The 15,620-nt window shown below is 67.5% G+C and carries 19 protein-coding genes and 1 tRNA gene; 16 read left to right on the plus strand and 4 right to left on the minus strand.

Annotation, left to right across the window (positions count from 1 at the left end):
• Positions 1-68 precede the first annotated feature (68 nt).
• Positions 69-653, minus strand: coding sequence for an HhH-GPD-type base excision DNA repair protein (locus VME70_04140; protein ID HTW19387.1), 585 nt, complete (start codon positions 651-653; stop codon positions 69-71).
• 101 nt (positions 654-754) lie between these two features.
• Here VME70_04140 and VME70_04145 point away from each other — a divergent pair.
• The 7 genes from VME70_04145 to VME70_04175 all read left to right on the plus strand — a co-directional run bounded on the left by VME70_04145 (position 755) and on the right by VME70_04175 (position 6,352).
• Positions 755-830 (plus strand) — tRNA-Lys (locus tag VME70_04145).
• Between the two features lie 291 nt (positions 831-1,121).
• A complete protein-coding gene (locus VME70_04150) occupies positions 1,122-2,030 on the plus strand; it encodes a zinc ABC transporter substrate-binding protein (GenBank protein HTW19388.1) in 909 nt (302 codons plus the stop codon).
• A gap of 5 nt (positions 2,031-2,035) precedes the next feature.
• Entirely contained in the window at positions 2,036-2,881 is an 846-nt protein-coding gene (locus tag VME70_04155; GenBank protein HTW19389.1) for a metal ABC transporter ATP-binding protein, read from the plus strand.
• On the plus strand, positions 2,878-3,753 hold the full coding sequence (locus tag VME70_04160; protein ID HTW19390.1) for a metal ABC transporter permease: 876 nt from the start codon (positions 2,878-2,880) through the stop codon (positions 3,751-3,753). The genes VME70_04155 and VME70_04160 overlap by 4 nt, the downstream gene beginning before the upstream one ends.
• A gap of 9 nt (positions 3,754-3,762) precedes the next feature.
• Positions 3,763-4,599: a metal ABC transporter permease gene (locus VME70_04165; GenBank protein ID HTW19391.1), complete on the plus strand. Its 837-nt coding sequence runs from the start codon at positions 3,763-3,765 to the stop codon at positions 4,597-4,599.
• A 187-nt stretch (positions 4,600-4,786) separates the two neighbouring features.
• Positions 4,787-5,206: a transcriptional repressor gene (locus VME70_04170; GenBank protein HTW19392.1), complete on the plus strand. Its 420-nt coding sequence runs from the start codon at positions 4,787-4,789 to the stop codon at positions 5,204-5,206.
• Between the two features lie 102 nt (positions 5,207-5,308).
• Positions 5,309-6,352: a zinc-dependent alcohol dehydrogenase family protein gene (locus VME70_04175; protein HTW19393.1), complete on the plus strand. Its 1,044-nt coding sequence runs from the start codon at positions 5,309-5,311 to the stop codon at positions 6,350-6,352.
• 54 nt (positions 6,353-6,406) lie between these two features.
• Here the strand turns inward: VME70_04175 and VME70_04180 are convergent, their stop codons facing one another.
• On the minus strand, positions 6,407-6,625 hold the full coding sequence (locus tag VME70_04180) for a hypothetical protein (protein ID HTW19394.1): 219 nt from the start codon (positions 6,623-6,625) through the stop codon (positions 6,407-6,409).
• Between the two features lie 222 nt (positions 6,626-6,847).
• On the opposite strand from VME70_04180, the gene VME70_04185 reads away from it, so the two are divergent.
• The 3 genes from VME70_04185 to VME70_04195 all read left to right on the plus strand — a co-directional run bounded on the left by VME70_04185 (position 6,848) and on the right by VME70_04195 (position 9,781).
• A complete protein-coding gene (locus VME70_04185) occupies positions 6,848-7,117 on the plus strand; it encodes a DUF2277 domain-containing protein (protein ID HTW19395.1) in 270 nt (89 codons plus the stop codon).
• A gap of 51 nt (positions 7,118-7,168) precedes the next feature.
• Complete coding sequence (locus tag VME70_04190; GenBank protein HTW19396.1) at positions 7,169-8,428, plus strand: M48 family metallopeptidase; 1,260 nt, start codon at positions 7,169-7,171, stop codon at positions 8,426-8,428.
• Positions 8,429-8,572: 144 nt separating this feature from the next.
• Positions 8,573-9,781: a hypothetical protein gene (locus VME70_04195; GenBank protein HTW19397.1), complete on the plus strand. Its 1,209-nt coding sequence runs from the start codon at positions 8,573-8,575 to the stop codon at positions 9,779-9,781.
• A 42-nt stretch (positions 9,782-9,823) separates the two neighbouring features.
• Here VME70_04195 and VME70_04200 read toward each other — a convergent pair whose 3' ends face one another.
• Complete coding sequence (locus VME70_04200; protein HTW19398.1) at positions 9,824-10,585, minus strand: hypothetical protein; 762 nt, start codon at positions 10,583-10,585, stop codon at positions 9,824-9,826.
• A gap of 135 nt (positions 10,586-10,720) precedes the next feature.
• On the opposite strand from VME70_04200, the gene VME70_04205 reads away from it, so the two are divergent.
• The 6 genes from VME70_04205 (at position 10,721) to VME70_04230 (ending at position 15,188) form a co-directional block, all read left to right on the plus strand.
• Complete coding sequence (locus tag VME70_04205; protein ID HTW19399.1) at positions 10,721-11,398, plus strand: hypothetical protein; 678 nt, start codon at positions 10,721-10,723, stop codon at positions 11,396-11,398.
• A gap of 197 nt (positions 11,399-11,595) precedes the next feature.
• A complete protein-coding gene (locus VME70_04210) occupies positions 11,596-11,757 on the plus strand; it encodes a hypothetical protein (protein HTW19400.1) in 162 nt (53 codons plus the stop codon).
• Positions 11,754-13,085: a glycosyltransferase family 2 protein gene (locus VME70_04215; protein ID HTW19401.1), complete on the plus strand. Its 1,332-nt coding sequence runs from the start codon at positions 11,754-11,756 to the stop codon at positions 13,083-13,085. The genes VME70_04210 and VME70_04215 overlap by 4 nt, the downstream gene beginning before the upstream one ends.
• 128 nt (positions 13,086-13,213) lie before the next feature.
• On the plus strand, positions 13,214-14,221 hold the full coding sequence (locus VME70_04220; GenBank protein ID HTW19402.1) for a glycosyl hydrolase: 1,008 nt from the start codon (positions 13,214-13,216) through the stop codon (positions 14,219-14,221).
• Positions 14,222-14,343: 122 nt separating this feature from the next.
• A complete protein-coding gene (locus VME70_04225) occupies positions 14,344-14,532 on the plus strand; it encodes a hypothetical protein (protein HTW19403.1) in 189 nt (62 codons plus the stop codon).
• Positions 14,529-15,188, plus strand: coding sequence for a helix-turn-helix domain-containing protein (locus tag VME70_04230; protein HTW19404.1), 660 nt, complete (start codon positions 14,529-14,531; stop codon positions 15,186-15,188). Before VME70_04225 ends, VME70_04230 begins: the two co-directional genes overlap by 4 nt.
• A 48-nt stretch (positions 15,189-15,236) precedes the next feature.
• Here the strand turns inward: VME70_04230 and VME70_04235 are convergent, their stop codons facing one another.
• On the minus strand, positions 15,237-15,581 hold the full coding sequence (locus VME70_04235) for a cupin domain-containing protein (protein HTW19405.1): 345 nt from the start codon (positions 15,579-15,581) through the stop codon (positions 15,237-15,239).
• Positions 15,582-15,620 lie beyond the last annotated feature (39 nt).

Here is a 15,620-nt window from a genome sequence, read left to right on the forward strand (position 1 = left end):
GACCCTTATCTCGCCATGGCGAATCCGCCGTCCACAGCCGAGCGGCGCCAGCGGTCGCGGCAGAGCGGCTACTGAGGTTGCGTGGCTCTTGCCGCGGCCTTCAACTGTTTCTTGTAGTCGCGCACCTTCGCCAGGGAGGCGGCGTCGACGATGTCGGCGACGGAGAGATAGGAGCCCGCATCGCCGAAGGCGCCGGCCGCCTCGCGCCACCCCTTGGGCCGTACGCCGTACTGCTTGCCGAGCAACGCGACGAAGATCCTCGCCTTGTGCCGGCCGAACCCGGGAAGTGCCTCGATGCGTTTCAGTAGCTCGTCGCCGTCCTTGACGCCCGACCAGATGTGTCCGGGTACGCCGTCGTAGTCCGCCACGATGATCCGGCAGAGCTGCTGGACCCGCGCGGCCATCGAGCTCGGAAACCGATGTACGGCGGGCGGCGTCGCGAAGACCTTCGCCAGGGCATCCGGGTCGCGATCCGCGAGATCGGCCGCGTCAAGGTCCCGGCCGAGCCGGGTCGCGATCGTCAGCGGCCCGGTGAACGCCCATTCGAGCGGGATCTGCTGGTCCAGCACCATCCCGATCAGGAGCGCGAGCGGGCTGGTGGAGAGCAGGGCATCCGCTTTGGGGTTCTGCGCGAGGCAGATCGTCGTACCCACCCGGCAACGGTAACCGCTCGGCACGTCCGGCTCACCTGCGCGACGATCGCGAGGTCGCCCGCCCGCTAGCCTTTGATCCGTGCCGATGCCTCGCATCGCGAGGGCCGTTAGCTCAACTGGCAGAGCAGCGGACTTTTAATCCGCGGGTTCCGGGTTCGATCCCCGGGCGGCCCACCACTGGCTGTGTGACTTCGGCTGCTGCCACTCACTCGAGCTTCGGGTGATGGGTGTCAGTGTTTCGGGTGATGGGTGACACCTACTTCGGCTGATCCTCGACACCTCGTTCTACCTCTTCCGTCGCGCTCGCACAGCGGCTGCGGTTGTCGCGCCGAGGAAATAATGAAAACGGGTCCCGTATCCGTTAGTGTGGTGGTAGGCCCTAACGACATCGGATACCATTACCACTAACTGGGAGTGCCCGTGATTCCCCTTCGCTCGACTTGGACTCGGACCGTTGTTGGCGCCTCGATGAGTGCAGTGGCCCTATGGGGCGCGGCCGGCTGCTCGTCCTCCTCTTCGGCGGGCAGCCCGGCGGCGACGGGCACCGGGTCGCCGATCGTGGCGGTCGGGGCAGAGAACGAGTACGCGAACGTGATCGCCCAGATCGGCGGCAAGGACGTGACGGTCAGCGCGGTGGAGAGTAACCCGAACACTGACCCGCACACGTTCGAGGCGAGCCCGCAGGTGGCGGAGGAGGTCAGCAAGGCGCAGCTGGTGGTGCAGAACGGCGTCGGCTACGACACCTACATGAACAAGATCGAGTCGGCCGCGCCGAACTCGAGTCGCAAGGTGATCGACGTGCAGACCCTCCTCGGCCTGCCGGACAGCACACCGAATCCTCATCTCTGGTACAAGCCCACCACGATGCCAGCAGTGGCGAAGCAGGTCGCGGCGGACCTGTCGAGCCTGCGACCCGCGCAGGCGACTTACTTCCAAGCCAATGTCACGAAGTTCGACGACTCGTTGAAGCCGTGGCTGGCGGAGATCGCGAAGGTGAAGTCGACGTACCCGAGCGCTCCGGTCGCGGCGACCGAGCCGGTCGGGGACTACATGCTGGAGGCTGCCGGCACGGACAACCTGACGCCGTTCACGTTGCAGGCAGCGATCATGAACGGCACCGATCCCTCGCCACAGAACGTGACCTTGCAGAACGGCCTGTTCACGAACAAGAAGGTGAAGGTCTTCGTGTACAACCAGCAGGTGACGGATTCGATCACCCAGTCGTTCCTGAAGTTGGCGCGGCAGAACGACGTGCCGGTGCTCGGGGTTTACGAGACGATGCCGACCCCTGGCTACACCTACCAGTCGTGGATGTTGGCGGAGACCACCGGCCTGTACAACGCGCTGCGCAACGGCACCTCGACGACGACGCTGTGACCGAGATGGCAATGATCCCCACCGACACCGCCCTCATCTCCTCGGATGAGGCGATCCTGTCGGTCGAAGGGGTCGGCGTCCGCTTCGGCACTCGCACCGTCCTCGACGAGGTGAGCTTCACGATCCGGCCCGGTGAGTTCACCGGGCTGATCGGGTCGAACGGCGCTGGCAAGACGACGCTGCTGCGCGTCATCCTGGGACTGCAGCCGGCGACCGGCACTGTCCTGATCGGTGGCCGGCCGCGACGAGGACGGGACCGGCTGGTCGGCTACGTTCCGCAGAAGATTGCGCTCGACCCCGATATCCCGCTTCGGGCTCGTGACGTCGTCGGGCTCGGGCTCGACGGCCACCGCCTCGGCGTTCCGCTGCCGACCCGCCGCCGCCGTGCGCTGGTCGCCGAGGCGCTTGACGCGGTGGACGCCACCCGCTTCGCCGACGCCCGAATCGGGAACCTCTCCGGCGGTGAGCAGCAGCGGGTCCTGATCGCGCATGCCCTGATCAGCCGGCCGCGGCTGCTGTTGCTCGACGAGCCGCTGGCCAACCTCGACGTCCGCAGCGAGCACGCCGTCGTCGACCTGCTGTCCCGGATCGCCCGCGACCGCCGGATCGGGGTGCTCCTCTCCGCGCACGACATGAACCCCCTGCTCGATGCGATGGACCGGGTCGTGTACATCGCGGATGGGCATGCCGCGAGCGGTCCTACCGATGAGGTGGTTCAGTCCGACGTCCTGAGCCGTCTCTACGGGCACCACGTCGACGTCATCCGCCTCCACGACCGGATCCTGGTCAGTGTCGGGCGGGTCGACCGGCCCGATGAGCCCTCGGAGCACGGCCCGATCGTGGTGCCATGACCGGCTTCTGGCAGGGCGTCGTCGAACCCGGCTTCTTCTCCAGCGCCCCGGTCCACTCCGCGGTCGCGGTCGGCGCGATCGTCGCTGTCGTCTCCGGCATGACCGGGGTGTTCACCGTCATCCGAGGCCACTCCTTCGCCGGGGAAGCGCTCGGCGATATCGGCAGCACGGGCGGCTCCGCCTCCTACCTGCTCGGGATCAACCCGCTGATCGGCTTCCTCGGCCTGTCCGTCCTCGGCGCGGGTCTGATGTCGGCGACGGGCGCCCGCACCCGCAAGGCCCGCGACGTCGAGACCGGGATCGTCGTCGGTGGCGCGCTCGGACTGGCCGCCCTGTTCCTGTACCTCGACACGACCAGGACCAGCACCACCGGCGCGCCGGTCACCATCCTGTTCGGGTCGATCTTCACGGTCCCGTCCAGCACGCTGCCGATCGTTGCCGTCCTCGGTGGGGTGACGCTGACGATCCTGCTGGCGCTGTACCGGATGCTGCTGCTTACCTCGCTGAATCCCGGCCTCGCCGCAGCCCGCGGCACCTCGGTTCGCCTTGTCGCGGTCGCGTATCTCGCGCTCCTCGCGGTGGCGGTGTCGCTGTCCGCGATCACGATCGGCACGATCCTGTCCACCGCGCTGCTCATCGGCCCGCCGGCCACCGCGCTGCGCCTCACCGACTCGCCGGGCCGCGCCACCGTGCTCGCCGCTGTGATCGGCGTGGCCAGTACCTGGCTCGGGATCCTGCTCGCCTACGACAGCGACTACTGGCCCCGCCAGCACGGCTGGCCCGCCAGCTTCCTCATCGTCACGATCATCGTCGCCGGCTACCTCCTTGCCCGGGTCTTCGGCCGCGACATCCGCCAACCGGCCTTCGGATAAGTCGCGGCGATGTTCTCGACGTTCTATATCAACACCTGGTACGCCGCGACGATGGTTGCCTTCGTCGCCGGCACCATCGGCTTCTTCGCCGTCATCCGCGGCTCGGCGTTCCCCGCACACGCCCTCCCGCAGGGCGCATTCGCCGGCGCCGCCGGGGCCAGCCTGATCGGGGTCAACACCATCCTCGGACTCGGCGTCTTCGCGCTGTTAGGAGCGATCGGGATCGGCGTCCTCGGCGACCGCGAACGCCACGACGTCGCCACCGCCCTCACCTTCGTGCTCATGCTCGGTCTCGGTGCGTTCTTCCTATCGCTGACTACCGAGTACGCACCCGAGATCTACTCGCTACTGTTCGGCGAGATCCTTGGCGTCGCGCACAGCGAACTGCTCCCGATCGCTCTGATCGGCGTGGTCTGCCTGGCCGCCATCACCATCCTGTACCGGCCGATGCTGCACTCCTCGTTCTCCCCCGAGCTCGCCGAGGTCAACGGCACCAGCCGCCGACGGATCGACCTCGCATTCCTGATCATCCTCGGCCTCGTCACCACCATGACCGTCCCCGTCGTCGGCGCCCTGTTGATGTTCAGCCTCACCATCGCCCCTGCCGCCACCGCCCGACAGTTCACGGCGCGACCAGCGCTCGCGCTCGCTCTCTCGATCCTCATCGCCCTCGCGACGGTGTGGACCGCGATCGCCATCTCCTATGAGACGAACTACCCGATCGGATTCTTCGTCGGCGCCATTGGCACCACCAGCTACACCCTGGTCAAGACCGTCAAAGGCGCGTACCGGCGCTACGCCTCAGGTCGCCACGTGATGACCGCGGCACCTGCGGCCACGACATGACAGGCAGGCCCGGGGGGCCGGAGAGTCGCGAACGAGATCTCGCAACCCAATCACCAGGTCGAATATCGTCACACGAATAACAACCGCGCCCACGACAACAATCGGACAACCACTGAGCCCCGCCCGACGACCGCCAGCTCCGGCACCGGACACCCCGGAACTGCCGGAGCATCGCCCTGCCGCGCGACTGCGCGCCACGCGACAAGGCGCCGCCATCGACACGGTCCTCGCAGCCGCCGACGGCTTCATGACCGCGCACGAACTCCACGACGAACTCCGCAAACGCGGCGAGTCCGTCGGGATGACCACTGTCTACCGACAGCTGAAGACGCTCGCGGACTCCGGCGTCCTCGACGTCGTCTCCCGACCCGACGGCGAAGCCAGCTACCGGGTATGTGGGCCTGGGTCGGCGAACGAGTCGTCGGAGCACCACCACCACCTGGTCTGCCAGATCTGCGGCTACACGGTCGAGGTCGAAGGCCCCGAGGTGGAGGCCTGGGCCGACCGCGTCGCCAGCGACGCCGGCTTTACCGATGTCACTCACACGCTGGAGATCTTCGGGACCTGTAACCGACACCCCTCGCGCCCTCGACGTAACAGCCGCTAGAGCACCGATCCGGCGTGTCGCGTCCGATAGCGGAGGGCGGGAACGCGATGGCCAGGACTTTTGGCTCTACTGCGCGCACCCTGTTCGCGGTTCAGCGGTCTCATGAAGGCTCTCGTATACGAAGCGCCAGGTCGCCGCGCCTGGCAGGACGCTCCGGACCCCGTGATCCTCGACCCAACCGACGCGATCGTCGGGATCGAGACCACCACAATCTGCGGCACGGATCTGCACATCCTCAAAGGTGACGTTCCTGAGGTGACGCCCGGGCGCATCCTCGGTCATGAGGCGGTCGGCGTGGTCGAGGCGGTCGGCAGTGCGGTGACCGTCGTCCGCCCGGGTGACCGGGTGCTGGTGTCATGCATCAGCGCGTGCGGGCGATGCCGGTTCTGCCGGGAGGGCAGGTACGGGCAGTGCCTCGGCGGCGGGGGCTGGATCCTGGGCCATCTGATCGACGGAACCCAGGCCGACTACGTGCGTGTCCCGTTCGCCGACACCTCGCTGCACCCGCTACCTGCGACGGTGCCGAGCGACAGCGCGGTGATGCTGTCCGACATCCTTCCGACCTCCTACGAGGTCGGAGTCCTCAGTGGGGTCGTACGCCCCGCGGACGTCGTAGCGATCGTCGGTGCGGGGCCGATCGGGCTTGCCGCGGCGCTGACCGCGCGGCTGTTCAGCCCGCGGCACGTTCTCCTGGTTGACGTCGCTGACGCCCGGCTCGATGCAGCGAAGCAGTTCGGCGCGGACCTCGTTGCGAACAGCACCCGAGAGGACGTTCGTGCCCGGGTCGACGCCGTTACCGACGGCCTCGGGGCGGACGTGGTCATCGAGGCGGTCGGCGTGCCGGAGACGTTCGAACTCTGCACCCAGCTGGTCCGCCCGGGTGGCCATGTCGCAAACGTCGGAGTACACGGCAAGCCGGCGTCACTTGCCCTGGACAAACTGTGGATCAAGGACGTCACCATCACAACCGGCCTGGTGGACACCTCGAGTACGCCGACGTTGCTGGCGATGGTAGCTTCCGGGCAACTCGACGTCTCCGGCTTCGCGACCCACAGCTTCGACCTCGGCGACATCGAAGCCGCCTATGACACCTTCGCCGACGCGGCTGGATCCGGGGCACTCAAGGTCCTGCTGAACGCGCAGTAGGCCCGACGCCTCGGGATCACCGAGCGGCGTGCTCGTAGAGTTCGGATCGACGGCTCAAGCGGCCCGGCGCGTCAGCCGGGTCAGTTGGGTCCTGACCGCGCTCTCGGTCGCGGCGAGCAGGTTGTCGTGAACTCCCATCGCGATGAGATACCAGCGCACCCGAGACACCCGACGAATCACCGAGCCAGCGGGAACGATGCCGGCGAACTCGGCGATCAAGCGGTCGACGAGCTCGAGCATTTCGTCGTACGACTCGGGAGCCGTCGTGGTCATCGTCACACTCCGCGCCTTTGCGAGAGAAGCGATCCACACTGCGTCGTCGGCCACGTAGAACAAGCGGGGTCCCGTCTGAGGGCCTGCGGGGCGGCGGCTCCGTTCGAGTGCGGCAGCACGCGTTCGCGACCGCTGCGGGCGTTGTAGATCACGATGCGATGCTCGGCGTACCAGTCGTCGAAATCCGGCGAGGTTGGCGGCAGTGTCGCTTACGCTCGGCGTATGTGCCGCAGCATCAAGCCCTTGCACAACTTCGAGCCGCCGGCGACGGCTGACGAGGCGCACGCTGCCGCCTTGCAGTTCGTGCGGAAGATCAGCGGGTCGGCCAAGCCGTCTCAGGCCAACGCAGCCGTCTTCGAGCAGGCGGTCGAAGACATCACCTCGATCACGATTCGGCTGTTAGGGGAGCTGACGACGTCCGCACCGCCGAAGAACCGTGAAGAAGAGGCGGCGAAGGCGCGCGCTCGCGCCGCCCAGCGCTACGCCTCGTGACGTAGCCGACCTAGCCGACGGTCCCTCTATTAGGTATTAGGGCTGGTGCCGGTGATCTGTCCGAGCTGCCAAGCGCAGGTCGCGGTCGAAGGCGGCTGGACGCCGTGGTGCGAGGCCTGTGGGTGGAACGTCGATCCGAATCCACCCGACCCGAGCCCGTTCCGGATGGTGCGCTGGTGGCAGCGTCGGATCAACCGCGAGGAGCGGCACGAGCTCGAGGCGTTGCTCGCCAGGCCTGAGATCGTGCCGCCGGGTAGCCCGATGAGTGGACTCGCCTTCGCGATCGCGATCACGATCCAGCTCGGAACCGTGGTCGTCGCAGCGCTCGCGGTTGCGGTGTGGTTCACCGGATTCGCGGCGGTGCTGAAGGTCGTCGTTTCGGTGATCCTCGGACTGCTGGTGGTCGGCGTAGTTCCGGTACGACGGCGACAACCGCGTCCTAACGGCTGGGTACGTTCCGACGCCCCGGCGCTCTTCGCGCTTTTGGACGCGGTCGGTGCGGCAATCGGGTCGAGGGCGCCGGATCGGGTCGTGGTGGACGCCGAGATCCAGGCTGCAGTGGGCCGGTTGCGGGGTGAGATCGTCCTCACCATCGGGCTGCCGCTGTGGTTGCTGCTTGACGACGACGGCCGGGTTGCCGTGCTCGGTCATGAGCTCGGACATCTGGTCAACGACGATATCCGGCGTCGTTGGTTGATCGTTTGGTCACGGCGCTCGGCAAGCAAGTGGGTCAACCTGTTCTGGCCCGGCCCATCTCCGACCCAGCAGAAGATGCAGCGCCGGCGCTACCGGATCGGGCGGAGCGGCGCCGGCGGGTTGGCCGGCTACATTCAGCACCTGGTTTTGGCACCGTTCTTCGCGGCTGCGCTCGCTGGCGCATCGACGTACCGTGCCGTCCTGACCCGTGCCGGGCATCGTGCGGAGTACCGGGCGGATCGGATCGGCGCGCTGGCCGGTGGGACCAACGGCATGGCAGGCGCGATCGACGTGTTGTGGATCCGGGACATCGTCGCCGCGAGCTTGCGGACCGCTGCACGTCGTGGCGATGAGCATCCGCTCCTAGACCTTCCGCGGCTTGTCGCTGAGGTCCCCGAGCAAGAGCGAGAACGGTTGCGGCGGCGGGCGGCGCTGCGGTTGCAGCGAGTCGACGATGACCATCCACCGACTGCGATGCGGGCGGAGTACATCGCGGCCACTCCGCTCGAGCCCGCGACCCGCCTCGATGGGAGCCTGGTCGCTGCTGCAGACGCCGAGGTGCGGTCCGCGCTCCCTGAGGTGGAGCGCGAACTCCGCACATTGATGTTGCGCTGACGAGCGAGCGAAGGCGCGGCGACCCCGCCCGCGCTCCGCGATGCGCTCGATCGCACGGCGCGGCTGGGTCAGCCATTCAGATCCCGCGGATCGGGCTCCCAGCGTGGTTATCTGATGGCACGCCGGGTGATCGCTGGAGGGGACATGAAGATCCGCCGGGCATTGGTAGCCGTCGCGTCGGTTGCGGCGCTGATCGGCGCCTGGGCCATCACGTCGTCGGAGCCGGCCGCGGCCGTCTCCCATCCTGCGGGTACCGCGTATCCCCAGGACTGGTGCTCGTACCCGAAGGCCCCGCCGTGCGTCGTGTCGATGACCCAGGACGGGAACGCGATCCCGAGCAGCAGTACGACGTGGGTCGCTTCCATCGGGAACGACTACGTTACCGACGGCGACACCGAAGTGCAGTGGTCGGTGAGCAACGAGAACGACGGCGTCATGGACCAGGGCTCGGAGTACGAGTCGATGGGACCCGACCAGACCTCGCACCTGTGGAGCATGACCGTGCGGGTCGACAGCGATCCGCGTTCATTGTCCGGGTACCTGGACCAGATGCAGACGTCGGTGGTCGACAACGGCAACGGCACATGGGACGTCACGACCACCGGTTATCCGGTGACCACCGGAGTGAACGCCGAATGCCAGCCGGTCACGCCGGAGAGCTGCCCGTTCGAGGCGGGAGCGGACGTCACGATCTTCCAGGCGCAGTCGGATGACTTCCAGTACTCGTCCATCCCGTCGAGCGAGTGGAACGACTACAACGGCTTGCGCGAGTGGACGAACGTCGAGCTGTCCGACCTTCCGCCGGAGGTCAGTGGCGACCCGCTCCAAATCACCGAGCAGCTCACGAACTCGCACGAGCTGTCGACCGGCGCGGTGTTCCAGGGCTTCTTCCACGCCGTACTTCCCAACGCGTTCCTCGTCGACATGGGCATCGACGATCCATCGACGATCGACCCCGGCAGCATCTCGACGTCGATCGGGAGTGGCACGATCGCGGTAGTGCCGGGAGCGTCCTCGACCGAGGTAGACATCACCGGCATCACGTTCACCCACCGCGTGCTGAAGATCAAACGCGGCACGATCACGCCGACCCGGCCGAAGATCACCAAGACCACGCGTACGGCGCACCGCGTGCACGTGCACTTCGCGAAGTCGCACCCACGCGGCTCGCACATCGTGCGGTACGAGGCGCGTTGCATGGCGTCGCACCACGCCACCCGCACAGCGACCGGTAAGCACTCACCCGTCGTCGTGAAGGGCCTGGCCGGTGGAGTCGCCTACGGCTGCGAGGTCCGCGCCAAGTCGAAAGCGGGATACGGCCACTGGTCGAAGAAGCACACGATCCGGAAGTAACGCGAGCGAGCGGGACGACGCCGCGCGACGAGGGGCCGTCGCTCAGGGATCGTGGAGGATCCAGACGTTCGGCTCCCAGTACTGACCGACACCGGCGGTTACCGTCAACGGCGCCAGACCGCCGGGAAAGACGTACTCGCCGTCCTCGGGAAGGCTCAGGCCGATCCACCGTTCCCAGTCGCTGACCGGGTGCACGATCTCCATCGACCTCGGCTCGCCGCGAAGGATCCTGCCGCCCACCCGCACGTGCAGCCGGATCCAGGGGTCGAACGGCGACCCGTCCTGACGGGTCCAGAGCGCGTACCGGTCGATCGGCGTCAGCGGATAGCGGTCCTTCCAGGTCGGCCGCACCGGTGCGACCAGCGGCGCCAGCCCGCGTGCGCTCGCGGCCGCGGCCATCGCTTGAATCACCAAGCCGCTCAGGCCTTGACCCTGGTACGCCGCATCCACCTCTGCGGCCAACGCGGAGAGTGCGGTCGGCTCCGCCTGCTCTTCGATCGCGCGAATGCCGACCGCGTCGATCCCGGTGGGGAGGTCCTCGAGGCTGCCGTCCCAGCGGAAGGGGATCGTGCGCCCGCGCGCGACCACCGCCTCGGTGCGGGTGTCGATCACGAGCAGTTGAACGTCGGCATGCTGGGGGAACAGCGCGCCGAAGTAGCGCGGAGCATGGTTGCCGTAGAGGTTGTACTCGGGCCACAGCGACGCGAAGGCGTCCTCATCGCGCGCCGCTTCCCAAAGGTCCGGTCGCTCCGCCGCGGTCACGATGTCGGCCCATTCCGGCGCTCCGGCAACACGGATACTCACGTATTCATTGTCCTCCTACTGAGCGCGCGCGCCGGCGCTGCCTGCACTTCGGGCGCTCGACCTAGACCGGAGTCGAACGGCCGTCCGACTGCGGGCGGCAGCGACAGCGCTCGCGGCCGTGAATACGGTGAGGGGGTGTCGGCCGGGGTTCGCGTCATGCTCGAGCGCGGCAAGAAGAAGCGGGACGTCGCGTGCGCATTCGACTGGCCCGGTTGGGATCGCAGCGCCCGCAAGGGTCAGGACCTGCTTGCGGTGCTGGCCGCCTATCGGCCGCGGTACGCCAAGGTCGCCGAGACCGCCGGTCTCGGTACGGCGTTCAAGCGCGCCGGGGAGCTCGCGGTCGTCGAGGAGGTCGACGGCATCGGGATGACCGACTACTACGGGTTGTCGGGTCGCGCCGCGAGCGCCGAGAAGGAACCGATCAGCGACGCCGAACTGGAGCGCAAGCTCGCCCTGCTCCAGGCCTGCTGGAAGACGTTCGATCTAACCGCCGAGCGGGTCTCCGCCGAGCTGCGCAAGGGTCCGCGCGGCGGCGGATGGGAGAAGGATCGGATCATCCGCCACGTGAACGGCGCAGAAATCGACGAGTTCGCGCCGAAGGTGGGGGTGAAGGTGGCGTTGGAGACCCGGGACGACGCGCAGGCGCTTGCGGCGTACCGGACGGCGGTCGTCGAGGCGATCCGTGACCATCACGCGCGCGGGTTACCAGCCCGCTCGTGGGAGCTGCAGTTCCTCATCCGTCGCTGTGCCTGGCACATGCTCGACCACGCCTGGGAACTCGAGGACCGCGACCTGACGAGCACCACGGACTAAGTAGCGCGGTAGCGCAGCGCCTCGTCCGTGGAGGAGCTGCGCGCTACTCCGGTCGGCCTACCGGCCGACAAACGCCCTCGTGCTTTGTCCATTTCACGGGTAGTTTGGCCGACTTTGCTGTCTCAAGGATGTCCGCCGCCCACCGATAGCGATCGAACAGGGTGATCACCGCAATCGCGCAGGGAGGGGGAGGCGGCATGGACTATGGCAAGCCAGGTGCGGCTGGCGCCGGAATCATTGTCCTCGGCACCTTCGTGAGCGCGTGGTGGTTGGCCATCGCAGTGGTCGCGGTTGTGTTGGTCGCGGGTCTGTCGATCCGGTTGTTCTGGCGCCGGGGTCGACTCCCCGGCCAGCCGTGAGATCGGGACATCTGCGTTCGCGTTACCTCACCAGCATCGCAGCGGCGACCCTGCTCGCGGTTGCCGCTTGGGCGCTCAGGCATGCGAACACGCTCCGACACCCGGATCGCGGCGGCATACCTCTGCATGCGGCGTACAACCTCACGTTTGCGATGCTCGCGATCCAGGTGCTGCTCTACTCCGCAGAGCGACCTCGTCGCGCATCGCGGCGTAACCGCCGCTACCTCGACACGCTGAAGGTCGCCATCCTGGTCCCGCTCTACAACGAGGACCCGTACGTCGTTCAGTCATCGATCCTGTCGATGCTCCAGCAGACCAGGCCGCCGCAGCACATCGTCGTGATCGACGACGGATCAACGCAGGTCTACTACTCGCCGCTTGCGGCCTGGGCCCAGGAGACCGCGGCCTCCAGAGGCATCACGTTGGTCTGGCAGCGCACGCCGAACGGCGGCAAGCGGCATGCCCAGGTCGTCGGTGCCCGGTTGGCGCCCGACGCCGATGTCTACGTCACTGTCGACTCGGACACGATGCTCGATGCCCGCGCGCTCGAGCAGCTGCTGCTTCCGATGGCGGACGACAAGGTGCAGTCGGTTGCCGGCGTCGTCGTCGCCGCGAACAGCCAGCGCAACCTCTTGACCCGCTTCACCGACGTTTGGTTCGTCTGCACGCAGCTGGTCGACCGCTCCGCGCTGTCGGTCGTGTCGTCGGTGCTCGTCAACTGCGGCGGCCTCGCGGCCTATCGCGCACCGATCTTGCGCGACAACCTCGACGGCTACCTCAACGAGACGTTCTTCGGCCGGCCGGTGCCGTTCAGCGACGACTCGTTGCTGACCACGTATGCCAAGCTGCGCGGTCGGACCGTCCAGCAGCCGTCGGCGATCTGCTTCTCCATGATGCCGGACCGGCTCAGCCACCACCTGAGGCAGTACCTGCGCTGGATGCGCGGGTCGACCATCCGCTCGTGGTGGCGCTTCAAGTACCTGCCGTTTCGCAGTGTCGCCTACTGGGCGCACGTCATGAACTGGGTCGAGACGGTGCTCGGTGGTTGCGTGTTTCTCGTCCTCTACCTCTGGTACCCGTTTGTCGTGCATCAGATCTCACCGGTCATACTCGTCGTACCGATCCTGATCGGCTACGCGCACGCCTTGCGCTATCTGGTGATCGCGCGGTCGGACGTCAAGCTTCGCTCGCAGCTGGTGAACTGGCTGCTCTCACCGGTGGCAACGCTCTGGGCGTTCTTCGTGCTGCGGCCGCTGCACTGGTTCGGCGCGTTCACCTGCATGCGCACCGGTTGGGGCACTCGCCGTGTCGTCGAGGTACGCCTGTAGGTGGCAAACCTGATTCCGCCGACTTGATCGGCCGTTCGGGTGAACTTCCGTCGCCGGCGACCGGCGTGCGGCGAAAGTCCGTACGTTGAGATGGACCGCAATGTGCCCCCGTTGAATGGTCCGTGCCGATGCTTGCCCGCCGTCGGTTCCGCCGCTGGTCTGCCGGCGCGGCCGTTGCCGCGCTGACCGGTGCCGCGATCATGGGAGTCATGGTCGATGCCGGTGCGCAGCCGAGCAGGTCGACACCGCCCGTCGCCGGTCCTACGGCTCGATCGGACCAGGCGTCCGGGCATCGCATGTTCGGGCTGTCCGCCGATGGTCCGGAACGCGGGTTGCGCAACGCCCTTCGGCTTTCATCGTCCCTGCACCACCCGCTGGACCTGCTCAACTTCTACCTCAACTGGCCGGACCGCTTTCCGACCTCGTCCGTGCGCACGATCGCTAGCGCCGGAGTGACGCCCGAGATCACCTGGCAGCCGTGGTTGTCGCGACCTGACGGTTCGCATCGTGGCGTCCCGCTGCGCGCGATCGCGGACGGCCAGTACGACGCGTTCATCCGGCAGTGGGCGCAGGCCGCGGCGAGCTGCGACCGGCCGATCTACCTCCGCTTCGCGCATGAGATGAACAGCAACGGCCTGCCCTGGAGCGCGAGTGCGCCCGGCAACTCCGCACACCTGTACGTCGATGCCTACCGGCACGTGGTCGACATGTTCCGTGCGGCCGGCGCGAGCAACGTGCGCTGGATCTGGAGCCCGAACGTCGCCTACCGCGGGTCGACACCACTTGCCGCGGTCTATCCGGGCCGCAGCTACGTGGACATGGTCGGCCTCGATGGTTACAACAGCGGAACCGCGGTCGCCGGCAGCACCTGGCGGACTCCCGCCCAGGTGTTCGGCGAAACGCTTGAACAGGTGCGGTCACTGGCCCCGGACACCCCCGTCCTGATCACCGAGACCGCGTCGAGCGCGGCCGGGGGCAGCAAGCCACGCTGGATCCGGCAGCTGTTCGCCTACCTCGGCGCACAGCCCGAGGTGGTCGGCGTGGTGTGGTTCAACCTGGTCACCCGCGCGGACTGGCTGCTGAACAGCTCGCCGGCTGACCTCGCTGCGGCCCGCGTGGGGCTGCGCACCTTCTAGCCCTGGGCCGGCGCTTGTCCCGCTCACGATTTTCGCCCGCACCGAGGTGTTGACAAGGACTCTTGTGACAAGTAATGTTGTGACAACGGTTCTTGTGAGAGAGCAGATGTGAGGAGGCGGCGATGCACCCGGCATTCGCGAACGAGTTGGTCAAGCAGCGTGTGGACGAGATGCAGCGGCGGCCGATCCGCCGTACCGAGTACGGCGAGCGCGGTCTGCACCGCGTCCGGCGCTCGACCGGATGGTTCCTCGTCAATGTCGGCCTGCGGCTCGCCGCGCCGAGGACGTCACTGTCGCCGGCCGCGCGATGAGCCCCGCAAGACCCAAGGCAGACCCGGCCAAACCTCAGGCGGACGCGGCCGACCCGAAGGCAGGCGAGAACGTCGCGAGGCGGGACGTTCGCAACGTGTCGGACCCGCGAGCGATGCGCGCCCTCGCCCACCCGATGCGAATTGCGTTGCTCGAGGCGCTGTCCAGGGAGGGTCCGCTCACGGCCACTCGCGCGGCCGAGATCCTGAACGACTCGCCCGGCAACATGTCCTGGCACCTGCAGACCCTCGCGAAGTACGGCTTCGTCGAAGAGGCCGGCGGGGGCCGCGGCCGCAGCCGGCCGTGGCAGGCCGTCAACGTCACCTACAACTTCGAGACGGCGATGGCCGAGGGTGACGTGGCGACCGCCGGCGAGGCCTTGGAGGCGACCATCCACGAGGCCAACAACCAGCGGTTGCGGGAGTGGTGGGCACAGCGCCGGTCGTTCCCCGTCAAGTGGCGCCGGGCGGCGTACTCGTCGAACTCGATCACCTATCTGACCGCGAAAGAGCTCGAGCAGCTCGGCGAAGCCTTCGCCGGCCTGCTGATCCAGTACAGCGACCGGCACGACAAGTCCAAGCGGCCGGCGGGTGCGCTCCCTGTCCATCTCGTGACCTACGGGCACCCGCTGCCCACCATCTCGCCGCGGGTCGAGTAACTGCGTTGAGCAACCGCGCTGAATAACCGCGCTGATTGACGCGGTGCGTCAGCCCTCAGCCGCTGCGGAGCGAGTGCCGTACGCCGGGCCGAACACGACCAGCAGCGCAAGGTCCTCGAGGATGTCGACGAAGCGGTGCTCTTCGCCGGCCGGCACGAAGATCACCGAGCCGGTGCTCACCTCGGCCGATCCGCTGGGCGTCACGATCCGGGCTCGGCCACCGGTCACGACGTAGATCTCGTCCTCCGTGTGGGGGTCCTGGTCGTCCACGCCACCGGTCGGCAGGCAGTAGGTGCCGACCGACAGGGCAGGCACCTCGAACTGCTCACGCCAATCCGTGTTCTCGCCCGCTGCCGGCGCCGACCACTGCCCTGCACCCTCGATGATCTGCACGAGCGAATCCTAGGCGGCACGCGTGCTCGGGCACCGAAA

It is taken from the genome of Mycobacteriales bacterium, assembly GCA_035504215.1.
Lineage (GTDB): Bacteria > Actinomycetota > Actinomycetes > JAFAQI01 > JAFAQI01 > DATAUK01.